General features: G+C 35.2%; 20 protein-coding genes. 6 read left to right on the plus strand and 14 right to left on the minus strand.

Annotated elements, in window-relative coordinates:
* Both E0F91_RS08225 and E0F91_RS08230 read right to left on the minus strand, forming a co-directional pair.
* The coding region (locus tag E0F91_RS08225) for a DUF4372 domain-containing protein (RefSeq protein WP_132065863.1) at positions 1 to 221 on the minus strand (221 nt) is incomplete at its 3' end.
* Positions 222 to 336: 115 nt separating this feature from the next.
* Complete coding sequence (locus tag E0F91_RS08230) at positions 337 to 759, minus strand: DUF2452 domain-containing protein (RefSeq protein ID WP_132065865.1); 423 nt, start codon at positions 757 to 759, stop codon at positions 337 to 339.
* A 217-nt stretch (positions 760 to 976) separates the two neighbouring features.
* Between E0F91_RS08230 and E0F91_RS08235 the strand changes: the two genes are divergently transcribed.
* From E0F91_RS08235 to E0F91_RS08245, 3 genes are all read left to right on the plus strand, one after another.
* Positions 977 to 3307: a glycoside hydrolase family 3 protein gene (locus E0F91_RS08235; RefSeq protein WP_132065867.1), complete on the plus strand. Its 2331-nt coding sequence runs from the start codon at positions 977 to 979 to the stop codon at positions 3305 to 3307.
* Between the two features lie 1095 nt (positions 3308 to 4402).
* Positions 4403 to 5527 (plus strand): PQQ-dependent sugar dehydrogenase, encoded by a 1125-nt coding sequence (locus E0F91_RS08240; RefSeq protein ID WP_132065869.1) that lies wholly within the window; start codon positions 4403 to 4405, stop codon positions 5525 to 5527.
* Positions 5528 to 5974: a c-type cytochrome gene (locus tag E0F91_RS08245; protein ID WP_243698862.1), complete on the plus strand. Its 447-nt coding sequence runs from the start codon at positions 5528 to 5530 to the stop codon at positions 5972 to 5974.
* 22 nt (positions 5975 to 5996) lie between these two features.
* Here the strand turns inward: E0F91_RS08245 and E0F91_RS08250 are convergent, their stop codons facing one another.
* Positions 5997 to 8075, minus strand: a complete 2079-nt coding sequence (locus tag E0F91_RS08250; RefSeq protein WP_132065871.1) for a TonB-dependent receptor family protein — start codon at positions 8073 to 8075, stop codon at positions 5997 to 5999.
* A gap of 276 nt (positions 8076 to 8351) precedes the next feature.
* Between E0F91_RS08250 and E0F91_RS08255 the strand changes: the two genes are divergently transcribed.
* From E0F91_RS08255 to E0F91_RS08265, 3 genes are all read left to right on the plus strand, one after another.
* Complete coding sequence (locus E0F91_RS08255; RefSeq protein WP_132065873.1) at positions 8352 to 9377, plus strand: hypothetical protein; 1026 nt, start codon at positions 8352 to 8354, stop codon at positions 9375 to 9377.
* 15 nt (positions 9378 to 9392) lie between these two features.
* Entirely contained in the window at positions 9393 to 10232 is an 840-nt protein-coding gene (locus tag E0F91_RS08260) for a polysaccharide deacetylase family protein (RefSeq protein ID WP_132065875.1), read from the plus strand.
* A 534-nt stretch (positions 10233 to 10766) separates the two neighbouring features.
* Positions 10767 to 13013 carry an inorganic phosphate transporter gene (locus tag E0F91_RS08265; protein ID WP_132065877.1) on the plus strand — a complete coding sequence of 749 codons (2247 nt, stop codon included), beginning with the start codon at positions 10767 to 10769 and terminating at the stop codon, positions 13011 to 13013.
* A 64-nt stretch (positions 13014 to 13077) separates the two neighbouring features.
* On the opposite strand, the gene E0F91_RS17705 is transcribed toward E0F91_RS08265, so the two are convergent.
* From E0F91_RS17705 to atpA, 11 genes are all read right to left on the minus strand, one after another.
* Positions 13078 to 13230, minus strand: a complete 153-nt coding sequence (locus E0F91_RS17705) for a hypothetical protein (protein WP_165930106.1) — start codon at positions 13228 to 13230, stop codon at positions 13078 to 13080.
* Positions 13231 to 13507: 277 nt separating this feature from the next.
* A complete protein-coding gene (locus E0F91_RS08270) occupies positions 13508 to 14725 on the minus strand; it encodes a murein hydrolase activator EnvC family protein (protein ID WP_243698863.1) in 1218 nt (405 codons plus the stop codon).
* A gap of 59 nt (positions 14726 to 14784) precedes the next feature.
* A complete protein-coding gene (gene lolB1, locus E0F91_RS08275; protein ID WP_132065881.1) occupies positions 14785 to 15573 on the minus strand; it encodes a lipoprotein insertase outer membrane protein LolB1 in 789 nt (262 codons plus the stop codon).
* The gene (locus E0F91_RS08280; RefSeq protein ID WP_132065883.1) at positions 15570 to 16919 is read right to left on the minus strand and encodes a tetratricopeptide repeat protein; all 1350 of its coding nucleotides are present in this window, start codon (positions 16917 to 16919) and stop codon (positions 15570 to 15572) included. Before E0F91_RS08280 ends, lolB1 begins: the two co-directional genes overlap by 4 nt.
* A gap of 871 nt (positions 16920 to 17790) precedes the next feature.
* A complete protein-coding gene (locus E0F91_RS08285; protein ID WP_132065885.1) occupies positions 17791 to 18801 on the minus strand; it encodes a sugar phosphate nucleotidyltransferase in 1011 nt (336 codons plus the stop codon).
* A 220-nt stretch (positions 18802 to 19021) separates the two neighbouring features.
* Entirely contained in the window at positions 19022 to 19456 is a 435-nt protein-coding gene (dut, locus tag E0F91_RS08290) for a dUTP diphosphatase (protein ID WP_132065887.1), read from the minus strand.
* 221 nt (positions 19457 to 19677) lie between these two features.
* The gene (locus tag E0F91_RS08295; RefSeq protein WP_132065889.1) at positions 19678 to 21144 is read right to left on the minus strand and encodes a lipopolysaccharide biosynthesis protein; all 1467 of its coding nucleotides are present in this window, start codon (positions 21142 to 21144) and stop codon (positions 19678 to 19680) included.
* Positions 21145 to 21262: 118 nt separating this feature from the next.
* Positions 21263 to 21724 carry a hypothetical protein gene (locus E0F91_RS08300; protein ID WP_132065891.1) on the minus strand — a complete coding sequence of 154 codons (462 nt, stop codon included), beginning with the start codon at positions 21722 to 21724 and terminating at the stop codon, positions 21263 to 21265.
* Positions 21725 to 21734: 10 nt separating this feature from the next.
* Complete coding sequence (locus tag E0F91_RS08305; protein WP_132065893.1) at positions 21735 to 22178, minus strand: GNAT family N-acetyltransferase; 444 nt, start codon at positions 22176 to 22178, stop codon at positions 21735 to 21737.
* An 89-nt stretch (positions 22179 to 22267) separates the two neighbouring features.
* Positions 22268 to 23128: an ATP synthase F1 subunit gamma gene (gene atpG, locus E0F91_RS08310; RefSeq protein ID WP_132065895.1), complete on the minus strand. Its 861-nt coding sequence runs from the start codon at positions 23126 to 23128 to the stop codon at positions 22268 to 22270.
* Between the two features lie 85 nt (positions 23129 to 23213).
* The gene (atpA, locus tag E0F91_RS08315; protein ID WP_114753732.1) at positions 23214 to 24791 is read right to left on the minus strand and encodes a F0F1 ATP synthase subunit alpha; all 1578 of its coding nucleotides are present in this window, start codon (positions 24789 to 24791) and stop codon (positions 23214 to 23216) included.
* Positions 24792 to 24823 lie beyond the last annotated feature (32 nt).

Here is a 24823-nt window from a genome sequence, read left to right on the forward strand (position 1 = left end):
TGACAAACCCCTATACCAGTAGAAATATCACTCAAAGTATAGCATTTATTGAGCTGTCCGAAAGTTAAAGCTACGAACTGGTCATAAGTCTTGTATTTGCTACATCCTTTGTCACTTTGATGTTTTTTAATACACGATTCCAAAATCCAGCGAGGAACTAAATCTAATATTTGCCCAAGTAAAGGTTTATTGTTATTTTTGTTTCGTCTGAAGAGTCCCATAAAATTATTTTATTTTTCGCAAAACAAAAATAAGGGATTCTCAGACAATTTTAATTTCCGACTTTCGGATAGCAGTGACTTAAAAATAACACCACTACAAAAATAAGTACCGTAATTATGATTGAAAAAAAGAATCATTCCCATTAAGGTAAATCCATTTCTTATCACTATTAAGTTTAAAGGTGCCAATATGTTCCTTGTTCCACTCCTGCGGTCCAATTAACGATAGAAAATGTACTCCTTGAGCGTCTCGGTACAAATGATAAATCTCGCCAATCACAGGTTCGAACGAAAATTTAGCACTGTACACTAATTCATTCCACTCGTATTCCTCCATCAATTTTTGATATTGCAGTTTGAGTTCGTTGAACTTATTGCCTAACTCTTTGTTTACATTGTCAATTCCTCTGCTTTTCCAAGAAACAACATCATCAACACGAATTACAGGAGCACCAACTCCGGTTGCGTAAGGTAAAATATTAGCGTTATACCCAGCTTCGGCAGTATAGACAACATTATCTGGTTTTTTATCTTCCATTTCTTTTCAGGTTACAAAACACAAAGCGGTGTTTTTTGTTTAAAATATTCTATGCAAAGTTAAACAAAAATTATAAAAAAATACCATTACAATCCTTTGTTGCCGGCAATTGGAATTGGAAAACGCAAAATAGATTCATTGCGTCCATACAACACATATAATTTTTTATTACATTTGGTACACATCAAATAAAGTTATTGACCTGAAAATAGACTATATGAAATCAAAAATTGTAATTCTCCCTTCCTTACTCCTACTTGCAGTAGGATTGCAGGCACAAACTAAATGGACGGAAACCACCAAAAGCACCTATAAATTAGTGTCGAATAAAGGCGGTCAAACTTTAGGCTATTCGCCAAAATCAGGCATCAAAATCATTCAAGTAGCGGGTTTTGCTTTTAAAGATTTGAATAAAAACGGAAAATTGGACGGATACGAAGATTGGCGCAAACCAGTGGCAGAACGTGCCAAGGATTTAGCCAAACAAATGACAGTTGAACAAATGGCTGGTTTAATGTTGTATAGCAGACATCAAGCGATTCCAGCGCAAGAGGCTGGCATGTTTACGGGAACCTATCAAGAAAAACCTTTTTCTAAAAGTGGCGCTAATCCCGCTGATTTGTCCGATCAGCAAATTGCTTTTTTAACCAAAGATAATTTGCGCCATGTATTAATGACCTCGGTAGCATCGCCAGATATTGCCGCCCAATGGAACAATAATATACAAGCTTTAGTCGAAGGAATTGGAATGGGAATTCCGGCCAACAATAGCTCTGATCCTAGAAATGGAGCCAATAAAGATGCGGAATACAACGCTGGTTCTGGTGGCGCTATCTCACAATGGCCGGAGGAATTAGGTTTAGCCGCTACTTTTGATGCTGCCATCACAGCACAATTTGGCACCATTGCAGCCGCAGAATACCGAGCCATGGGAATCGCCACGGCGCTATCGCCACAAATTGACTTGGCAACAGAACCAAGGTGGAATCGTTTTGTGGGTACTTTTGGCGAAGACCCAAAACTGGCGACCGATATGGCAAGAGCGTATGTAGATGGATTTCAAACCTCTACAAAATCAATTGACGCTTATGAAGGTTGGGGGAATCAAAGCGTGAATGCCATGGTAAAACACTGGCCAAGTGGCGGCCCGGAAGAAGGAGGTCGTGATGGCCATTTTGCCTACGGTAAATTTGCGGTGTATCCAGGAAATAATTTTGAAACACACTTAAAACCGTTTACCGAAGGCGCTTTTAAACTAGATGGTAAAACTAAAAAAGCCTCCGCTGTGATGCCTTATTATACGATTTCGTATGGTCAAGATAAAAAATACGGAGAAAATGTAGGGAATGGCTTCAGTAAATACATCATCACGGATTTATTGCGTGATAAATACGGTTATGACGGCGTGGTGTGCACCGATTGGTTGATTACAGGAGATGAAGGAGCTAAACCAGATATTTTTTCAGGAAAATCTTGGGGTGTTGAAAAATTAAGTGTAGCCGAAAGACATTATAAAGTTTTAATGGCTGGAGTGGATCAATTTGGAGGAAATAATGATATCAAACCCGTTTTAGAAGCCTACCAAATGGGTGTTCAAGAACATGGCGAAACGTTTATGCGGAACCGCTTTGAGCAATCAGCAGTTCGCTTGCTTTTGAATATTTTCAGAGTGGGATTGTTCGAAAATGCCTATTTAGATCCTATCGAAACCAAAGCGATTGTGGGAAAACCAGCGTTTATGAAAGCAGGCTATGACGCACAATTGAAGTCGGTGGTGCTGATTAAAAACCAGAATAAAACCTTGCCAATTGCAAAAGGAAAAACGGTTTATGTCCCTAAAAGAGTTACTCCGGCGGGAATCAACTTTTTTGGTCAACCCTCACCAGAAAGAATAGAATATCCAGTTAATTTAGAATTGATTAAGAAATACTATACCGTAACGGATGATCCTGCTAAAGCAGATTTCGCGATTGTATTCATCAAAAGCCCAATTAGTGGCGGATACAGCAGAGCGGACAGAGAAGCTGGTGGAAATGGATATGTGCCCATCAGTTTACAATTAAAAGACTATACCGCAGTCGATGCCAGAGTTCAAAGTATTGCTGCTGGAGATCCCGTAATTGACCCAACGATTACAAACCGTTCCTATGTGAATAAAACAAGTAAATCCAATTCGTATCCGGATTTAAATACTATCCTGGAAACGAAAAAAGCAATGAAAGGAAAGCCCGTTATAGTCTCTGTCAATATCTCAAATCCTATGGTTTTTGGAGAATTTGAAAAAGAGGCAGACGCCATCGTGGGAGAATTTGGTGTACAAATAGAAGCATTATTGGACATTGTTTCTGGTAAAACCGAGCCTTCTGGATTGTTGCCTTTACAAATGCCATTGAATATGTCAACCGTTGAAAAACAATTGGAAGATGTCCCTCACGATATGATTCCCTATACAGATGCTGTTGGAAATGTGTATGATTTTGGTTTTGGATTAAACTGGAAAGGAATAATAAAAGACGCCAGAACGGCAAAGTATAGCGTTAGGAACTAAGTAAATTATATTTAAACCACCTAGATTTTTAGGTGGTTTTTTTAATTCGATTGCCCCCATAACCGGCAGTCAATTTCAAAAAACTAAAATTCTAATTTAACATATAAGTCATATAAGTCGTTGTTGGTTAAACAAAATTAGGTAAACACTCTCATGACGTATCTATTTAAAAAGATCACGAAAAACAATTTCTTTAAACCATTAAGGAATTTAAGGAAATTAAGATTTTTACTTTATGACTCAATTAAAGAATACAATTTTAAAACTTATATGAACTTAAATGCCTTATATGTTTCAAAAATCACGAAAAAACTAAAATTTTAATTTAACATATAAGTCATATAAGTCGTTGTTGATTAAACAAAATTAGGTAAACACTCGCATGACTTATCTATTTAAAAAGATCACGAAAAACAATTTCTTTAAACCATTAAGGAATTTAAGGAAATTAAGATTCTTACTTTATGACTCAATTAAAGAGTAAAATTTTAAAACTTAAATGCCTTATATGTTTCAAAAAAATCATTAAAAACTAAAATTTTAATTTAACATATAAGTCATATAAGTCGTTGTTGATTAAACAAAATTAGGCAAACACTCTCATGACTTATCTATTTAAAAAGATCACGAAAAACAATTTCTTTAAACCATTAAGGAATTTAAGGAAGTTAAGATTTTTACTTTATGACTCAATTAAAGAATACAATTTTAAAACTTATATGAACTTAAATGCCTTATATGTTTCAAAAATCACGAAAAAACTAAAATTTTAATTTAACATATAAGTCATATAAGTCGTTGTTGATTAAACAAAATTAGGTAAACACTTTCAGGACTTATATGTTTAAAAAGATCACGAAAAACAATTTCTTTAAACCATTAAGGAATTTAAGATTTTTACTTTATACGAACTTAACCAGAATAAATTTTAAAAAACTTATATGCCTTATATGTTTAAAAAAAACAGAATTATTTTGCTTTAGCTACTGACTTTGTTAATTCTAAGCAAAATTAAAAGCGATATGGCTCATTTTATTCCTCTTTTACTATCTTTAAAAAAGATTGTACTCATTCTACAGCTTAAAAACCAAACTCATGAAAAAAATCACATTAGTTTCACTTTCCATTATATCTTTTCTTTCTTTTAGTTGCGATGCGCAGGTAAAATCCAACGACATTCCAATTAAAGACGAAGTAAAAAACTATACACTAGAAACCGTAGCTTCCGATATTGCCATTCCGTGGGGAATGACTTGGTTGCCAGACGGCACAATGTTAGTTACCGAAAAAAGCGGTGTTTTATATCAAGTTAAAAATGGTACAAAAACTGAAATCAAAAATGTTCCTAAAGTATATGCTCGTGGGCAAGGTGGATTATTAGATATTGCTTTACATCCTGAGTATGCTAAAAATGGCTGGATCTATATGACATTTGCTTCAGATGAAGGCGAAGGAACTGGTGGTCACACAAAACTCATTCGAGCCAAATTATTGGACGGAAGTCTTACACAAATTGAATCACTTTATAAAGCGACTCCGAATACTACTAAAGGGCAGCATTTTGGTTCCCGAATTGTATTTGACAACGACGGCTATTTGTTTTTCTCCATTGGAGAACGTGGGGAGCATTTTGTAAATCCGCAAGATATAAAACGCGATGGTGGGAAAATATACCGCTTAAACGACGACGGTAGCATTCCAAAAGACAATCCGTTTGTAGGTCAGACCGGAGCTAAAGAAGCGATTTATACCTACGGGAATCGAAACCCACAAGGAATGGCAAAAAATCCTGTAACAGGAGCAATTTGGGCCCATGAACATGGTCCTCAAGGGGGTGATGAAATCAACATCATAAAAAAAGGAGTCAATTACGGCTGGCCTGTTGTTACTTATGGTATCGATTATGATGGGACAACAATCAGCAAAGAAAATGAAAAGCCTGGCATTGAAAAACCTATTTATTATTGGCTGCCTTCTATCGCGCCAAGTGGAATGACCTTTGTTACCAGCGATAAATATCCAGATTGGAAAGGACATTTGCTCGTAGGATCCTTGAAATTTCAATATCTTGAATTACTTAAACTCAAAGGAAGTGAAGTAATCGACAGACAAAAAATCGCCACTGGCGTAGGTCGCGTGCGAAACGTAGCGCAAGGTCCTGATGGTTATATTTATATGGGCGTTGAAGGAAAAGGAATTGTAAAAATTATACCGAATTAAATGATGTTGACAACCAAATTATTTTTAGGATTAGGCGTATTTGTATTGGGAAGCTTCTCATTCGAAAACCCATTTTCCAAAGAAAACTATATTGATTTGAATCCTGAAACCGCAGTTGTTTCAAAACTTCAGACGCCCGGAAAAGAAATTTATGCTGATTTTTGCATGCAATGTCACGGCGCTAACGGCAGAGGAGACGCTACAAACTTCCCTCCACTTGACGGTTCTGATTGGCTAAAAAACAAGAGGAATGAAAGCATTGCTGCAGTAAAATTTGGGCAAAGTGGCCCCATAATAGTCAACACTAAAAAGTACAATAGCAGCATGCCAGCGATGGGACTTACGGATCAAGAAGTGGCTGATGTGATGAACTACATCATGACTTCTTGGAGTAATAAACAAACTAAAGTCGTTACTGAAAAAGAAGTAGCGGCCATCAAAAAATAAAATTCATACTTGGGATTGGAATTTAAAAAACGTACGATACTGAAAACCCACCATAATAATTTACCGGATTTCCAGGATAAAAATAACGCGGTGCAGCAGTGCCAAAACCAACTGCGTTCGGCAAAATGTTGGCTGCATATTTGGTGTCCAAAGCGTTATTGATTCCGGCAGTCAACTCTGTTTTCAGGATTTTAAGAATCGTGAAAACATAGGTCGTTTTAATATCCAGCAACGAATACCGCTCACTGTATTTTGTATTGGAATCATTTAATGGGATTTTGCCCATCGTTCGGAAAGAAGTGTTCAAACTCAAGCCGTTTTTCGTGTTTACATCTACTCCAAAATTAAATTGTGTTTCGGGCACGCCTGTCAGTTGGTTTCCTGAATAGTCCTCGTCACCATCTATAAATTCTTTGAATTTAAAATTATTAACTGCTCCAGATAGATAAGGCGTGATTTGAAGTTGCGTCTTTTCTAAGAGTTTATAATTAAATAAAAATTCAACACCCGAATGGGAACTACTTCCGGCATTAATTCCCACAAATTGATCCTCAGCGGTGCGTCGTGCTACCAATAAATTTTCAATTTGTGTGGTATAAAAAGTTACTTCGGTATAGACTTTATTTTTTAGCCAATTTCCTTTGAAACCCAATTCATAATTCCAACCCACTTCTGGTTTCAGATCGGTGTTTATTTGACCTTCAGGCGTCAAGGTTTCCGCCACAGAAGGAACCGAAAATCCATTGCTGATGGAAGCGAAAATATTCTTACCGTTACTTACTTTATAAGACAAACCAACTCTTGGTGACCACACATTTCCAAAAGTAAATGGCATATTTTGACCGCCAGAATTATTTTCGAAAACATTTTGTAAAGAATAGGAAGTGGTATTCAATGCCAATCCGCTTTCCAAATGTAATTTTTGAGAGAGCCAAAGTTCCATTTGTAAAAAGTAGTTGCTGTACTTCCTATTTTGTTTAATGGCACTGAACGCATCACCTTGAAGACTTCCCTGACCCGGTTGCGATTGGTATAAATTACGATACAGCGTAAAGTCATATTGCTCTGTAAGCAACTCCGTACCCAAACTCAATTCAATGGGCAACGAAAACAATTGGTCTTTATAATTCACATTGGAACGAATCCCAACTGAACTGGTTCTATCCTCCAAAATATCAAAAGGTCTGGGTTCGTAAGCGTCTTTGAAATTTGAAAAAATACTGGTTTGCAGAGACCATTTTTCAGAAAACCGATGATCGTATCCCAATCCAAGCAGGAATTTATCGTACGACTCAAAACCTTGTGCAGAAGCCCAAGTGGTAGCCGCTATTTCTGGATTATTTCTCAAATCATTCTCATTAATAGAACTCGGAATAAAGGCTTTCAAGCGGGTAAAAGTACCTAAAAATGACAATTCCCCTTTGGCACTTAGTCGTTGCTTTCCGTGCAAGTTGAACGTCTTTCGTTTATAAGAACTGTTGGCTCTAAAACCGTCACTTTCCAAATCCGTAAAACTGGTAAATACATTCGTTTTAGAATCGCTATATCCTGCTGCAAGTCGTTGTTGCAATAAGCCAAAACTCCCAAAAGTAACCGATGCGTTCCCAAACGATTCCAGCAAAGGAGTTTCCTTAGAAAACAATTGAATCACGCCTCCCAAACCGGAACCAAAACTGGTGGAATTGGGTCCTTTTATAATTTCAATTTTTTCGATAGCAGCCAAATCAAGATCATCAATTGTAGTATCACCTTCGCCAGAAGTCAACGGAATTCCATCAAAATAGGCTTTTATTTTAGTGGTGCCAAATTGCGATCGTGCCCCAATCCCGCGAATCGTTATTCTATTGGTGTTCAAAGCGCCTTGTTGCATGGTAACACCTGGGATTTTATTCAAAACGGGAGTCAATATAATTCCGTCACTTTTAGCAATGTCGGCAGCGGTAATCACTGCAACAGATGAAGCAGTGTTTTGAAGCACATTTTTGATTGGCGAACCCTTCAAAGTAATTTCTGAAAGAGCAATCGTATCTTTTTTTATTTGGCCAAAAACAGCAGTGGCACTACATAGAAAAAGAAAAAAAATAAGAATTTTTTTGAACAATTTTTAGAGTATTTGAATGAATAAAAACTTTTATAAAGTTAGCTTTTTCTTTGTATTTCCAAAAGCTATTGTGAAATTATAATAAAAGCAAACCGTTTTTATAATTATATTAGCAAGCCCACAATTAACGTAAATAGATTTCGTTTGAATCTTGAATTAAAAGAAATTTAAAATTAGAATCCGTAAATTATGTAATAAATAGGTGTTGAAACACAATTACAAATGAATTCTCGGCTCTAAAATACTTTACCTTTACATTAAAAATTAGACCAATATATGAAAAAATCAGCTATTGCATTACTTGTACTTCCATTACTGATTATGACCATTTCCTGTGAAAAAGGAAAAGCTACAAATGGAGTAACCGCTACAGAAAAATCAGATACTGTAAAAACAGTAACCCAAGAAAAAAAACCAACACTGACCATTGACACTGTTGATTTTAACAAAAGAATGATCGCTTTAAGCAACAATGATACTACGGGCAGATGGCCCGTAAAAGCACCTTATCCTTTGCCTGGAGCACTTTTGCCGTACAATAGAATTATTGCATATTACGGGAATTTATACTCCACCAGAATGGGAATATTAGGAGAAATTCCTCGAAAAGAAATGTTGGCAAAACTACAAGGCGAAGTTGCCAAATGGCAAGCAGCCGACTCAACCGTGAAAGCAATTCCGGCTTTACATTACATCGCGGTTACTGCTCAAGGCGCCCCTGGGAAAAACAATATGCACCGCCTACGCATGCCTTTTAAACAAATTGACACGATTATCAGCTGGGCAAAACCGATCAATGCTTTGGTGTTTTTGGATATTCAAGTAGGACACAGCACTGTAAAAGCAGAGGTAGCCGAACTAGAAAAATACCTTGCTATGCCAAATGTGCATCTTGGGATTGACCCTGAATTTTCTATGAAAGGCGGAGAACGTCCAGGTTCTAAAATTGGGCATTTTACGGCGGCTGACATTAATGATGCGATAGACATTCTAGCAGACATTGTGCGCAAAAACAAGTTGACTCCAAAAGTATTGGTAATACACCGATTTACGCAAGGAATGGTAAAAAACTATAAAGAAATCAAAAAAGTTCCTGAGGTGCAAATCGTAATGGATATGGATGGTTTTGGAAGTAAAGTATTAAAGAAAGACACTTATAAAGCATATATATACAGAGAACCCGTTCAGTTTACAGGTTTTAAACTATTTTATAAAAATGATAATAAAAACGACTGGAAAATGTATAGCCCAGAAGAATTAGTGAAATTTACTCCTAAACCGATTTATATTCAGTACCAATAATTTACCATTGAATTCATGAAAAATATTTTTTATTCCGTTTTCGTTGGCCTATTTTTAATGGTTAGTTGTCAATCAGAACCCCGTAAAATAGTACCGGAAGTTCCGCTGGTTGTTGCTCCCGCGAAAGTTGTAGCACCCAAAAAAGTAGCTGCTGATGCCGCGACCATTCTTTCGAAAAAAGAAGTGCCTATTTTATGTTACCATAACATTAGGGATTTTAGTGCGAGTGCAAGTGGAAATATAAAAGTGTACACTGTAAAACCGCCGGCCTTTGCCCAACAAATGAAAGCCTTAGCCGATGCTGGATACGAAACCATTTTACCAGAACAACTGTATAATTATTTGGTTTTTGATGGTCCATTGCCCGCAAAACCGATCATGATAACATTTGATGATACTCGAGAAGAACAATTCAGCATTGGCGCAGCTGAAATGAAAAAATACGGTTTCAAAGGCGTATTTTTTATTATGACTGTTTCTATTAATCGTCCGGGATACATGAGTAAAGAACAAATTAAAACCTTGTCAGACGACGGGCATGTGGTAGGTGCACACACTTGGGATCATCATATGGTTACGAAATATGCAGGAGACGACTGGAATTTACAATTGGTAAAACCAAAGGCAAAACTAGAGGAAATCATAGGAAAACCAGTAACCGATTTTGCTTATCCGTTTGGATTATGGAATACTGCGGCAATTCCTGAAATAAAAAAGAGTGATTATAAAATGGGTTATATTTTGTCCACGAAAAGAGATTCGGTAGATCCTTTATACACTATCAGAAGAATCATTGTTTCTGGAACGTGGTCAACTGAAGGAATGATGCGATCTATTGATTCCTCTTTTAAATAAGCTGAATAGTACCGTTGCAACGAGCAACTCACAAACATTAATCTTATTTTAATCACGAGTAAAGACCTTTTTAACTGTATTTACGGCATTCTTAAACGAAAAGACTCACTATAAAAGCACTATCAATACTTAGATATTCGATAGTGCTTTTCTGTTTTATGAACGGCTGTTACTATCCAATTGCACACCAAGCAGGATGAATAAATACCCCAAACTTCAAAACTATTCCGATTAGAAGTGGAACAGAAGGGAATCTTTATAAACACCACTTGATGTTGTACTTTGCATCTCCAGAAAGGAAAAGGCAACAGCAATAAGTATAGTAAAATAAAGCGTGACTTTGAGTCTTTCTTTTTGCAACAAAAACGGATTCCAATTGTTTTTATTTGAATATCATTCAATACGAATTTGTAATTTTACATTTAGGTACTGATTTTTCACTTTATTTCAACTTTTCTGGTTTTAATAACATTAAGTTAACATGAAAACAAAGTCCTTAAGGGACTTTTGTACAAAATTAAACCCCAAATTAATATGGAACAGATTTATGTAATTATGTTGATTGCGCTAGGTGTCTTAGCTATCATCGATTTAATGGTTGGTGTGAGTAATGACGCAGTAAACTTTTTAAATTCTGCCATAGGTTCAAAAGCCATTTCATTTAAAACTACTATGATTGTCGCTAGTATTGGAGTTTTAATTGGAGCTCTGTTTTCTAGTGGAATGATGGAAATAGCGCGAAGTGGTATTTTTGTTCCCAGCATGTTTAGCTTTAACGATGTCATGATCATTTTTTTAGCGGTCATGATTACTGACATTCTACTTTTAGATGTTTTTAATTCCTTAGGCTTACCTACCTCCACTACCGTTTCCATAATTTTTGAGTTACTAGGAGCGGCAGTTTGTTTAGCCCTTTACAAAATATATACTACCAGTGATTCTATAGATACTTTGGGAATGTACATTAACACAAAGAAAGCTTCTACTATCGTTTACAGTATTTTACTTTCAGTGCTACTGTCTTTTTCAATAGGAAGTCTTGTCCAATACATTTCGCGATTGATTTTTACTTTTCATTATGAAAAAAAGTTAAAATATTTTGGCGCAATTTTCGGAGGAATAGCCATTACGGCAATTACTTTTTTTATCCTAATTAAAGGATTAAAAGGGGTTTCCTTCATCTCTAAAGCACAATTTGACTGGATCGATGAGCATCAGTTTATGATTGTAGGTTTAAATTTCCTTGTTTTTCTAGTACTGTCTCAAGTCCTGATTAGTTATTTTAAGGTCAATATTTTACGTGTTATTATACTTGTAGGAACTTTTGCTTTAGCACTGGCTTTTGCAGGAAATGATTTGGTTAACTTCATTGGAGTACCCATTGCGGCATTCAACTCTTATGAAATTTTCAAAGGCAGTGGTGTTTCAGGAGATTCCTTTATGATGGGCGCTTTAGCGAATGATGATATTGTAGCACCCTTTTACTTTTTATTATTAGCTGGTGTTATTATGGTGATCACCCTTTGGACCTCAAAGAAAGCCAAAAGTGTTATTGAAACGGGCGTTAATTTATCCAGACAAGGCGATGGTATTGAAAAATTTGCACCCAATACAGCTTCAAGATTTATCGTTAGATTGGGCTTGTATATTGGCGAAGGCATTAATTTCTTTTTACCAAAAAAATTACAAATAAAAATCGACAGACGGTTTGAAAATATAGTGAAGCCCTCAAAAAAAACAGATGATGAACCAGCTTTCGATATGGTGAGAGCTTCAGTTAACTTAATGGTAGCCAGTATTTTAATTGCTATAGGAACCTCTTTAAAGTTACCTCTATCCACTACTTATGTAACATTTATGGTTGCCATGGGAACTTCGTTTGCTGATAGAGCCTGGGATCGGGAGAGTGCAGTTTATAGAATTGCTGGCGTTTTTAAAGTAATTGGTGGTTGGTTTTTTACCGCAATTATTGCTTTTATCTTGGCTTTTATCACCGCTTATATTTTAAAAATTGGTGAAGTTTTCGCATTCGTAGCATTATTACTTTTACTAGGAATCATGTTATATAGAAGCTCTAGAAAACATAAAGAAAAGGTACAAAGTGAAGCAGAAATTAAGAGCTTGCGGAAGGAAGATATTGGAACTGTCAAAGAAATGATTACGGAAAGCTCTGCACAAATTTCCAAAGTGTTCCGCAAAACTAGTGCTTTGTATGGTAATTTGATTGACAATTTAAGTTTACAAGATTTAGCTAAATTAAAAGAAAATAAAAAAGACCAAAAGAAATTAGAAAAAGAAATTGACGAATTAAAAAGTAACGTTTTTTACTTCATTAAAAACCTAGACGATAATTCAGTTGAAGCGAGTAAATTTTACATATTGATTTTGGGTTATTTGCAAGATATGGTTCAATCCATAGATTTTATTACAACCAATAGTTATTCGCACGTCAATAACAATCACAAGCAATTAAAATTCAATCAAATTAGAGACTTGAAAACAGTGGACGAACAATTGCAACAGTTGTTGCGACTGTTAGAAGACAGTTTTAAGACCGAGAATTTTTACAAGATTGACCTTATATTAAACGACAAACAGGTTCTTTTAGACACGGTTTCTGAGTTGATATCAAAACAAATAATAAGAATCAGAACTACAGAAACGAGTCCTAAAAACAGTAAGTTATATTTCGCTTTGTTGTTAGAAACAAATGATCTAGTTAAGTCTATTATGAACTTATTGGAATTATTCAAAGAATTTAATAAACTCAATAAAGAGTAGTTCAGTTGACAATAAAAATTAGAGAGATTACTCTAAAAGGATTTTAATTCCCAAAACAGTCTTATTAATAGTGTTTTATACCTAATTGTGACTTACTATAACAGAAATAGGCTTCGGTTTCTATCCGCTTTGGTTTGGAGATCGCTGCAGTTTTTGAGTTCATAGCTTCGCCAACGAGCAACCAAGCCAAAGTGACAATTGGTAAAATCGAGTTCATTTTAATTTCTAAAACAACTATTAATAAATAAGTATTCCGGCAAAAAATCTGCTCGATTTGTAGCGTAAGATAGTATCTCAAGAACTTTTAGCGCTGCGAGATAAATCGCCATTAGGATGCCTTCAAACTAAGGATAGATTGCACAATACAGCAGCAAGAAATGGCTACTTCCTATACTTTATGCCTTCTTACTTTTTTTCATTAGAACAGATTTCATAAAAAAAGCACCATCACATTCCTTAGAATCGATAGTGCTTTTTTATGAAAATTACTTTTTTTATCTTGGCGACAACCAACCCTCAGGATTGTTATAAGTCGTATTTTGTAGGATTAGGAACTTAATGATTGTTTTTCCTGTTTCGCCGTTGGTTCTAACTTTACCAAGGCTTTGCTTGATACTCACCTTATCCCCTTTGCTTACATTCACTGAACTCAAATTTTGATACACCGTGAAGTAATCCCCGTGTTGTACCATTACCGCTTTGTTTACGGGTGACAACACAATCACGCTGGTGACTTCTCCACCAAAAACGGCTCTGGCACTTGCGCCTTTATCAGTAGTGATTTCTACCCCGCTATTGTGTACGGTTATTGTATTAAACAATGGATGCGTTTGGTTCCCGTACCCTAAAGATACATATCCTTTTTCAACAGGGTAAGGCAATCTTCCTCGGTTTGCTCTAAAATTATCTGCAACAATTTTGGCTTCCGGAGTTAACTCAATTTTGGATGATGACACCGCAGCTCTTGAAACAGGTGCACTTGGATTGGCTTTTGCTTTTTCTAAAGCTGCTTTTCTATTGGCAGCAGCAATTGCCTCCCGTATTAATTTATTGATTTGTCTGTCAATTGTTCTGTATTCTTGTTGTCTTTTCTTAATTTCTACAGAAATCTTGTTTTTATCTTTCTTGAGTACACTAACGAGTTTCAATTGCTCTCTTTTCTCAATTTCGAGAGACAAACGTTCTTTTTCATTCTCGGCAATCAGTTTCTGTTTTGCTGTTTTTTGTACGTTTAGTTTTTGATTGAAATCCGTAAGCTTATTCGATTTCGTTTTTATTTCTTCCCCTTGCATCTTTCGGTAGCTAGTATATTGCTTCATGTACTGCGCTCTTTTGTACGCCTGCAAAAAGTTTTCAGACGACAATAAGAACATCGCTCTACTTTCTGACGAACGACTTTTATACGATTTCACAATCATTTCGGCATAATCCTCCTTAAGTTCAACCAATTCTTTCTTCAATTTATTAATCTGAACTTGATTAATATACATGTCATTACTCAGCAATTTGGTTTGCTTTTCAGTGGTACTTATTAATTTTTCTTTCAGCTTGATCTTAGTGCTTTGAACGATCACTACGTTGACCGCAGATTTTTCTTTTTTCTTTACCGATTGTAATAACTTTTCATTTTCTCGAATTTCTTTTTGAATTTGAGCTTTACGTTCTTCTAATTTTTCTTGTTGGGATTCCTGACTCCATAGCAAGGAAGTCATACAGATAAAAATTAGGCTTAGGAGAAATTTTGGCATATCGAAAAAATATTTTGGCTAATTTACTTAATTAAAATTCTTTTGTACCCATTTGGAACACTATAAGGAAAAGAAAGTTCTTCATTGAACGTTACGGAGTTGTATTCCAGATTAATTTCGGTGTTTCCTTTCTTCTGAAACGTATTGATTGAAACGCTGGTCGGCAATACCACCTCGCTATATACTTTGTTATCTGCATACGCTACTTTGATCATTCGTTCTTCAGCTGTTTGCGTGATTTCTTGCTTTTGAACTAAAAATTTATCCGCGTCTAAAAAGAATGATTTTTTTGTGTTCTTATTCGATGTATCATCCAATCGATAAGTTTGTTCCAATAAGGTTTCTAAATATTTCCCTTTAGTCAAATCATCAATGGCTTGTCCTAATAACATATTTTGAATTTTATTGTAATCCAAATCCGTTCCTAACCATTGGCTTAAGCTACTAAAATCACCTTCAAAATATTTCCCATTGATCTTTTCGTAATAGCTCACTGTTTTAGGAGTGATTAATGCTTTTGCCATTGTAATTCCCAGAAAACGAATGCTTACCAAAATTTGTTCGTCTTTCTTGATTTTGATTTCAGCAGTTACGTTTTGCGTTTGCTTATCATCTGCATAACGGGCGCTTGACTTAATATATAATGTAGAAAATTCGTTTTTATTGTTGTAATGATTTTCTATTATTTTTTTAGCCGACATTTTTTCAGCCGCAGCAATTGGCTCATTACTGGCCGCAACGGCAATGGCTTTCGATTTGCAAGAAACCATAAAAACAGTAAGTACTACTAGTATTGAAATTTTTTTGATCATTTTTTTTCTTTTAATAATTGATTGGCTTTAGCAAAAAACAAGTCTTTTTTCTTGAAATCTCCCAAACCGTTGTACGCTTCTCCAATTTGGATATTGAAATTTATTTCCAATTCCTTATTCTCCACTACATAATCCATGCCCATTTCTAAAAAATCCTTCGCTTTTTTAAATTGCTGCAACTGATTATTGGCCAAACCAGCATAATAATAAAACTGAGGCTGCGTTGGAAAAGTTTCTATTATTGTCATCGCTTTTTTAGCCACGGCATCAAATTGTTTCAACTCTGTATGCGCTTGAAGCAAAAGTAAATTCGTTTCAACTACATCACCTACTCCATTATTTATCGATTTTTCATAATATAAAATGGCTTTTTCCCATTGTTTTTTGACTTGGAAAAACTTACCAATTTCTTTCGCAACATCAACAGAAGTGTCATTTTCGAAATAACCGACAGCCTTTTCTAAATCGGCCGAAAATTGCGGATTCTTGTCGGTAAAAATCAGAAATTCATTGAGAATCCGGTGCTTAATTTTCGAGTCTATTTTGGCACTAGCCAAAACAATATTCATGGCCATGATCGCTTTTGGTGCATCATTAGCATCCAAATAATTTTTGAATAAACTCACTTGCGCCCACTCCGAATTAGGAATGGCTTTTTCTAGTTTTTTGACGGTTTCAAAAGCTTTTGCCTCTTCATTATTTTTGGAATACAAAAAGATCAAACTGATATAATTTGCCTCTCCTTGTGGATTTTTAACAATCAATCCTTCTAGATTCGAAATTTCGTTGTTCTGAAACTTTCCTTCGGATAGGATTTGGCTTTTGTATAATTCCCTGCGATCTGTTTTTCCAACAGTTTCATTGAGTTCTTGAATTAACTCCAAAGCTTTCTCATACTGATTGGTCCCCATATACAAAGAGGTCAAATCTTCTTTATACTTTGGATCAAATTCAATTAATTTATTAATGACTGTAATTCCCTGAGTGAAATTTTTAGTTTCATAACTCACATCGTACATTCCTATCCAAAACCATTTGTTTTTAGGATCAATCTTAGTGGCGTTTTCAAAATAATTATAGGCGCTTTTATATTCTTTTAAGGCTAAATAATTCTTTCCCAATTCGTAATAAACAGTTGGATCATTGGGTTTTAATTTATCGGCTTTATCCAAAGCTGCAATTGCTTTGTCATAATTCTCAATCCCTTTTTGAAGCAAAGATTCGTAAAAGAGTTCTTGAAATTGATCCGTATCGAGCTTGATTTCTTCGGGTTCCGTTTGCGCCCACAGCAAAGCCGAATTGCATTGCAAAACGAGAAATAAAATTATGAAAGCGCTCTTTTTCATGCTGTTTTTTAATCCTTAATCTTTATTATATAATACCACTTAACATTACAAATACTAACATTTTGTCGCTTACTTTTTTAAACATATAAGTCATATAAGTTTTTAATTTATTCTCTAAAAGTTTGTAAACAATGAAAAACTTAATTTCCTTCAATTCCTTCATGGTTTAAAAAACTGTTTGCAATAAAATTTTCAAACATATAAGTCATATAAGATTATTAAAATTTAGAACCAATGAAAAAACTTAATTTCCTTCAATTCCTTAATGGTTTAAAAAACTGTTTTACGAGTTCTTTTGAAACATATAAGTGATATAAGGTCATATAAGTTTTTTAAAATTTATTCTCTAAAAGTTTGTAAACAATGAAAAAACTTAATTTCCTTCACTTCCTTAATCGTTTAAAAAACTGTTTACAATAAAATTTTCAAACATATAAGTCATATAAGGTCATATAAGTTTTTTAAATTTATTCTCTACAAGTTTGTAAACAATGAAAAACTTAATTTCCTTCACTTCCTTAATCGTTTAAAAAACTGTTTACAATATAATTTTCAAACATATAAGTCATATAAGGTCATATAAGTTTTTAAAATTTATTCTCTAAAAGTTTGTAAACAATGAAAAACTTAATTTCCTTCAATTCCTTAATGGTTTAAAAAACTGTTTACAATATAATTTTCAAACATATAAGTCATATAAGCTTTTCAAAAATTTGTACCCAGTGAAAAAACTTAAATTCTTTAATGTTTTAAAAAACTGTTTACATTATGATTTTGAAACATATAAGTCATATAAGAATTAAACTTACATGACTTATATGGTGAAAAAAATACGACATTGTTTTATTCTTATTGCATTAATTGAACCATTCTACTCCAATACCGAATAATCTCCAATACTGATGCTGGTGAACTTCCCATCAAAACTAGCATGATTTCCGATCATGGCATTGTCCAAATTCGCATTTTTGATATGAGAATGAGTTTGCACCAAACTGTTTTGTATCGTACTATTTGAAACATGGCATCCATCGCCTAAAGATACATTAGGCCCAACCGTTGCGTTTGTCAAAACTACATTTTTACCGATATAACACGGCGGAATAATCGTCGAATTCTCTAATTTGACATCAAAGTCTACTAAATGTTCGCCATCGCTATGTAAGAATCCTAGCATTCTAGAATTGGTTTCTACAGTTACATTTTTGTTACCGCAATCCATCCATTCGTCTACTTTTCCGGGAACGAAAGTCATCCCTTTGGCCATCATTTGCTTGATACCATCATTGATTTGGTATTCGCCACCATGGATAATATTGTTGTCTAATACTAACTGCAGTTCGTTTTTCAGCACGGCTACGTCTTTAAAATAGTAAATTCCGATAACGGCAAGATCCGATACAAATGTGGCCGGTTTCTCTACCAATTCTACTATTTCGTTAGCATCGTTTAATTTTACAACACCAAAAGCTTCCGGTTCCTCTACTTGTTTTACCCAAATCACGCTATCTGCATTTTGATCTAAATCAAAATCAGCACGAATTAACGTATCAGCATAAGCGATAACTGCGGGTCCGCTCAAAGAATCTTTGGCGCACATAATCGCGTGACCGGTTCCTAAGGCTTCGTTTTGGTAATAAATAGTTCCTTTGGCACCTAGTTTTTGTGCGATAGCAAGTAGTTCTTCTTCTACTTTTTTACCAAAACTTTCGTGAATAATAAAGGCTACTTCTTCGATATCTTGATTTAACACTCCGGCGATATCTTCTACTAGACGGTGCACCATTGGTTTTCCAGCTACAGGAATTAATGGCTTAGGAATGGTTAATGTATGTGGGCGAAGGCGTGATCCACGGCCAGCCATTGGGACAATTATTTTCATATTATTTTTTATTGAAAAATTAAATGATTGAAAGATTTAAAAATTTAGTACAAATCTTTGAATTTTTTAATCTTTGAATTATTAAATTAATTTAGTTTTTAACCGCAAAGTTCACAAAGGATTTCGCAAAGTTCGCAAAGTTTTTTTGTTTTATTATGCCACAGATTTAACGGATGAAACAGATTTTCACAACTGTTAACTGCGACTGAACACTGAATGCTTATTTCACTCCAGTGCTTCCAAAACCACCTTCTCCTCTGGAGGTTTCTGATAATTCCTGAACTTCGATCCACTCTGCTCTTTCGTGTTTTGCGATGATGAGTTGAGCGATGCGCTCTCCGTTTTGGATTACAAAATCTTCATTGGATAAATTTACTAAAATTACTCCAATTTCGCCACGATAATCGGCATCTACCGTTCCGGGAGCGTTTAGGACTGTGACTCCGTTTTTGGCAGCGAGACCGCTTCGTGGACGCACTTGTGCTTCGTACCCAATAGGTAATTCGATGAACAAGCCTGTTTTTACGATAGCTCTTTCTAGTGGTTTTAGTGTTATAGCTTCGGTTATGTTCGCTCGTAAGTCCATTCCTGCGGAAGCTATGGTTTCATAGTTAGGCAAGGCGTGCTGCGATTTGTTGATGATGTTTATGGTCATTTTTATTTGTTTATTTTGGAACTAGCAATGGCTTGCCGATTCACACTATTTATGTACTATTTATGTTCTAGCCGTGATGGAAGTGGAAAGCCTTTATTATGAAATTGTATTTTTTCTTGGGTAAAAAGAGCGACCGCAGGAAGCTCCTTTTTTGCCTTAGAAAAAAACAATTTCAGGAAAAAGCTTGAAACGTACAGCGCGATTAGCTCCTAAAGATTGTTTTAATTGTTTTTTCGTTTTATAATTTTCATTAATAATTCTTTTTCGTTGTGGTATATAAAATACAAGAATATAAGTAATAACGGAATTCCAACGAAATAATTCTCTCGGAAACCGTAAAAAGAAATTGCCGAAAATCCTATTGAAATCAGCAGATACAACGCGATTTTATTGATGTCATACGGAATGGGATAATATTTGTTTCCAAAATAATAAGAGATAAACATCATGCTTCCGTACGCGGCTATAGTGGCGATTGCCGAACCGTAATAGCTCATTGTTGGGATTAAAAGGAAATTTAATGCGAGTGTGATTATCGCTCCCACGATGGAAATGTACGCGCCTATATGCGTTTTGTCAATCAGTTTGTACCAAACCGAAAGATTGGTGTAGATACCCAGAAAGAAGTTGGCCAGAATAATCAGTGGTACCACTTTCATCGCTTCCCAATAGGATTCATCTTGGATCATAATGACTTTTAGAATATCAGCAAAAACGATTACGGACAGTAATATGAAAGACCCAAATATGACAAAATATTTGGTAATTGTAGCATACGTTTGTGGCGCATCTTTATTTTCAGAATGGCTGAAAAAGAATGGCTCAATTCCAAGCGTGTAGGCCGTACGGTACAAAACCATGAATAAACCAAGCTTGTAACAAGCGGAATATACTCCTACTTCGGCATCGGCAATATCCAGTGGCAATAAATAACCCAATAAAATTTTGTCGAATTGTTCGTTGATGGCAAATGCTATTCCGGCGATCATTATTGGCGTGCCGTACTGCATCATTTGTTTCCATAATTTGTAATCAAAATGCCATTTCAGTTTGAAATAATTGGGTGACAAAACTATAAAGGTGAGTAAGCTAGCCACAATATTAGATACAAATATATAGCCTATCTGAAAATCTTCCAGGTATAAAGAGCGTAAGATACTGTCTGGATTTGATGTTGCAATAGCAGGTAAATAACTCAAAAAGAAAAGGTTCAGAAAAAGATTGACCGCTACATTTCCTATTTTGATTATTGCATATTTTACGGGTTGCTGTTTGACCCTTAATTTAGAGAAGGGAACAATGACCAACGCGTCAAGTACTAAAATCCAAATGGTGTAACTGATGTATTGTTCGTCAATTTTAGCCCAACTCGATATTGTATTTCGGAAGAGTAAGGAGACAAATAAGAAGGAAATGGACGTCCAAAAAATAGAAATCGAAGTGGTTTCTACAACCGCACTTTTATTGGTTTCTTTATTGTAAAATCTAAAAAAAGCAGTTTCCATTCCATACGAAAGAATGACATTAAAGAAAATCATTCCTGCAAAAATGATGGAAACCTTTCCGTATTCCGCTTTTGGGAGTAATCCTGTGTACAACGGCACCAATAAAAAACTGAACATCCTTGGAATTACTGTTGCCAATCCGTAAATCGCAGTTTGTTTAAAAAGATTTTTATATAATCCCAAAATGGTGTGTTTATTAAAATTAAGGAAACAAAAATAACTAATTCTTTGGTTTAATACGACGAAGTGAATATTTGTTTTGAAAGAGAAAATCAATTACAAAAGCTTTTCTATTGCGCAATTACCTTAATGGCTTTTCTGGGACATTCACTATTTTATAAAAAAGGGTTTTACTTTCTTTCTTATATTCCAAAACTGCTTCGTTGCGTTTTAAATCGAATTTAGATTTTAGAATTACGGGCGCTTTATTTCCATATTCTCTTGAAGGATCTTTGTGCAGAATCACATCTTCCTTTTTATTGCTTTGCAAAAAAGAGGCTTTAAAGTCTTTTCGTGTGATTTCTTCAACCGGAGATTCTTGATTGTGAAAATAGATTTTTTCCAGTTTTATATTTGCTGACAGGGGATTTTTGAATTCGATGTAAAAATGAGTTGTGCTGCTTTCGGCATCATTTTTCTCTATTTGGTAAAATACGGATTGTATTTCTTGAGGAAATTCCTTCTGAAGTTCTGGTTTCATGGCACAAAAAGTAAGACTGATAGCGGTAATCAATAAGAAACCAATTGTTTTATATTTTTTCATAATTTTCATTTTAACTTAATCCTTCTTCATTCAAAATTTTGAGAAAGTGAAATCCTTTTGGGACATATCCTTGATTGTAATAAAAGCGATGCGCAGTATAATTTCCTGTAAAAGCGTCAAGAACAATCATCGTACAGCCCGTTTCTTTTGCTAAAGCATCAACATAATCAGTCATCATTTTGCCAATCCCTTTATTGCGGTGTTCAGGATGCACAATGAAATTGTCAATTTCCAGATATTTACCAGACCACAATTTAGTGCCTGACCATAATCCCGAAATCCCTACGCAAACATCGTTTTCAAATACGCCTATTTGCTTGTAATTATGCGGAATCATTTCCGTAAGATAGGAATCGTATTTTTCTAAAGTGAAATTGGTATATAAATAGTGCATGACAGGATATTGCGCCAGCATTTCTTGTTTTGTGGTGAGTTCTTTGAGTTGTAGTGTCATTCTTCCAAGTATTGTTTTAAACTATAAAATTAAACAAAAAAAGAGTCACGCTACGCGTGACTCTTTATATATTTCGAATCAATAACCTATTACCCATTCAACGCTTCAGCACCACCAACAATCTCTAAGATTTCGTTAGTAATCGAAGCTTGACGTGCTTTGTTATAAGTTAATTTCAATTGATTTCTCAATTCTGTTGCGTTATCCGTTGCTTTGTGCATTGCAGTCATACGTGCGCCGTGCTCTGAAGCAAATGAATCACGAATCCCTTTGTACAATTGTGTTTTCAATGATTTTGGAATCAAAGTCAGTACAATTTCTTCTTTTGACGGTTCAAAAATATAATCACCTGTCGAAACTGGTACATCAGATTTTATAGGTGCCAATGGTAAAAATTGCTCCGTTTGAACGATTTGTGTTGCTGCATTTTTAAATTGGTTGTAAATCAACTCAATTTTATCGTATTCACCAGAAACGAATTTCTCGGTTAACAAGTCTGCGATTACAGCCACATTATCAAAAGTCAAATCGTCAAATACAGCGCTATGATTGTCTACAACCGGAAGTGTTTTACTTAAAACATCGTTTCCTTTTTTACCGATAGCAAAAACATCCACCTGTTTTCCAGCATAAAATTCTGCACGGCTTCTGGCTTCTTTAATGGCATTGGTGTTAAAAGCGCCAGCCAAACCTCTATTAGAAGTTATTACAACCAGTAACACTTTTTTAACTTCGCGTTGTATTGTAAATTCACCACCTGCATCACCTTCAAGTGTAGCAGAAAGATTTTGCAATAGTTCCGTTAATTTTTCGGCATAAGGGCGCATTGCTGTGATCGCATCTTGTGCTTTCTTTAGCTTTGCTGCAGAAACCATTTTCATTGCCGATGTAATTTGCATCGTAGATGAAACGGAAGTAATTCTATTACGGATTTCCTTTAAATTTGCCATTGTTTTTTAAGTATTAAGATTTAAGTATTAAGTATTAAGCTCAGGACTAACCTTGATACTTAATACCTAATACTTAATACTTTTTTTAGTTATATTTCGCTGATAATTCTTTTGCTACAGTTTCGATTACATCTGTAATTTCGTCTGTTAACTTTCCTGCTTTCAACGCATCAAGTGTAGCTCTGTGTTTGTTATTCAAGAATTCCAAGAAATCTTTCTCAAATTCTCTTACTTTATTCACAGGAACATTTCTCAATAAGTTTTTAGAACCAGCATAGATAATGGCAACTTGATCTTCAACAGTATAAGGATCGTTCAAACCTTGTTTCAAGATCTCAACGTTTCTTTTTCCTTTTTCAATTACGTTTAAAGTAACGGCATCCAAATCAGAACCAAATTTAGCAAACGCTTCCAATTCACGGAATTGTGCTTGATCTAGTTTTAAAGTACCTGCTACTTTTTTCATTGATTTAATTTGTGCATTTCCACCCACACGAGATACCGAAATACCTACGTTAATCGCTGGACGAACCCCTGAGTTAAACAAATCTCCATCCAAGAAAATTTGACCATCAGTAATCGAAATTACATTTGTTGGGATATATGCCGAAACGTCACCCGCTTGCGTTTCAATAATTGGTAAAGCAGTCAAAGATCCACCCCCTTTTACAATTGATTTCAATGAATCTGGTAAATCGTTCATGTCTTTAGCAATTCCATCATCAGCAATTACTTTACAAGCACGTTCTAATAAACGACTGTGTAAGTAGAAAACGTCTCCAGGGTATGCTTCACGTCCCGGTGGTCTTCTCAATAAAAGAGAAACCTCACGATACGCAACAGCTTGTTTAGATAAATCATCATAAACAATCAAAGCTGGACGACCTGAATCTCTAAAATATTCTCCAATTGCAGCACCTGCGAAAGGAGCATACACTTGCATCGGAGCTGGATCAGAAGCATTAGCAGCAACAATAATGGTATACGCCATTGCACCTTTTTCTTCTAACATTTTAGCAATTCCTGCTACAGTTGACGCTTTTTGTCCAATTGCAACATATATACAGAATACTGGTTTCCCAGCATCATAAAATTCTTTTTGATTTAAGATCGTATCGATACAAACAGTTGATTTCCCTGTTTGACGGTCACCAATAACGAGCTCACGTTGTCCACGACCTACTGGAATCATAGCATCTACTGCTTTGATACCGGTTTGTAATGGTTCAGTAACGGGTTGACGGAAGATAACTCCAGGAGCTTTTCTTTCCAAAGGCATCTCGTATAAATCTCCACCTATTGGTCCTTTTCCATCAATTGGAAAACCAAGTGTGTTTACTACACGACCTACCATTTGTTCTCCTACTTTAAGAGAAGCAATACGTTGTGTTCTTTTTGCAGTTGAACCTTCTTTGATTCCTGTAGAGGGTCCTAAAAGTACCACACCTACATTGTCTTCTTCAAGGTTCAAAACAATAGCTTCTAATCCATTGTCAAATTCAACTAATTCTCCATATTGAACATTAGAAAGCCCGTAAATACGAGCAATACCATCTCCAACTTGAAGTACTGTTCCTACTTCTTCTAGTGTAGCACCAGATTCAAAACCTTCTACTTGCTTTCTTAATATTGCTGAAATTTCAGCAGGTTTAATTTCCGCCATTTTATTTTATAATTTAAACACTTAAATGTGCA

Origin of the sequence: Flavobacterium sandaracinum (assembly GCF_004349135.1) — a bacterium.
Taxonomy (GTDB): domain Bacteria; phylum Bacteroidota; class Bacteroidia; order Flavobacteriales; family Flavobacteriaceae; genus Flavobacterium; species Flavobacterium sandaracinum.

What these genes read in the sequence shown, in the direction of transcription:
- E0F91_RS08240 (WP_132065869.1), top strand. Translation starts at nt 4,403, where the DNA reads ATGAAAAAAATCACATTAGTTTCACTTTCCATTATATCTTTTCTTTCT.
- E0F91_RS08270 (WP_243698863.1), bottom strand. Translation starts at nt 14,725, where the DNA reads ATGACTTCCTTGCTATGGAGTCAGGAATCCCAACAAGAAAAATTAGAA.
- E0F91_RS08230 (WP_132065865.1), bottom strand. Translation starts at nt 759, where the DNA reads ATGGAAGATAAAAAACCAGATAATGTTGTCTATACTGCCGAAGCTGGG.
- E0F91_RS08265 (WP_132065877.1), top strand. Translation starts at nt 10,767, where the DNA reads ATGGAACAGATTTATGTAATTATGTTGATTGCGCTAGGTGTCTTAGCT.
- E0F91_RS08255 (WP_132065873.1), top strand. Translation starts at nt 8,352, where the DNA reads ATGAAAAAATCAGCTATTGCATTACTTGTACTTCCATTACTGATTATG.
- dut (WP_132065887.1), bottom strand. Translation starts at nt 19,456, where the DNA reads ATGACCATAAACATCATCAACAAATCGCAGCACGCCTTGCCTAACTAT.
- atpG (WP_132065895.1), bottom strand. Translation starts at nt 23,128, where the DNA reads ATGGCAAATTTAAAGGAAATCCGTAATAGAATTACTTCCGTTTCATCT.
- E0F91_RS08235 (WP_132065867.1), top strand. Translation starts at nt 977, where the DNA reads ATGAAATCAAAAATTGTAATTCTCCCTTCCTTACTCCTACTTGCAGTA.
- lolB1 (WP_132065881.1), bottom strand. Translation starts at nt 15,573, where the DNA reads ATGATCAAAAAAATTTCAATACTAGTAGTACTTACTGTTTTTATGGTT.
- E0F91_RS08300 (WP_132065891.1), bottom strand. Translation starts at nt 21,724, where the DNA reads ATGAAAAAATATAAAACAATTGGTTTCTTATTGATTACCGCTATCAGT.
- E0F91_RS08260 (WP_132065875.1), top strand. Translation starts at nt 9,393, where the DNA reads ATGAAAAATATTTTTTATTCCGTTTTCGTTGGCCTATTTTTAATGGTT.
- E0F91_RS08245 (WP_243698862.1), top strand. Translation starts at nt 5,528, where the DNA reads ATGATGTTGACAACCAAATTATTTTTAGGATTAGGCGTATTTGTATTG.
- E0F91_RS08285 (WP_132065885.1), bottom strand. Translation starts at nt 18,801, where the DNA reads ATGAAAATAATTGTCCCAATGGCTGGCCGTGGATCACGCCTTCGCCCA.
- atpA (WP_114753732.1), bottom strand. Translation starts at nt 24,791, where the DNA reads ATGGCGGAAATTAAACCTGCTGAAATTTCAGCAATATTAAGAAAGCAA.
- E0F91_RS17705 (WP_165930106.1), bottom strand. Translation starts at nt 13,230, where the DNA reads ATGAACTCGATTTTACCAATTGTCACTTTGGCTTGGTTGCTCGTTGGC.
- E0F91_RS08280 (WP_132065883.1), bottom strand. Translation starts at nt 16,919, where the DNA reads ATGAAAAAGAGCGCTTTCATAATTTTATTTCTCGTTTTGCAATGCAAT.
- E0F91_RS08305 (WP_132065893.1), bottom strand. Translation starts at nt 22,178, where the DNA reads ATGACACTACAACTCAAAGAACTCACCACAAAACAAGAAATGCTGGCG.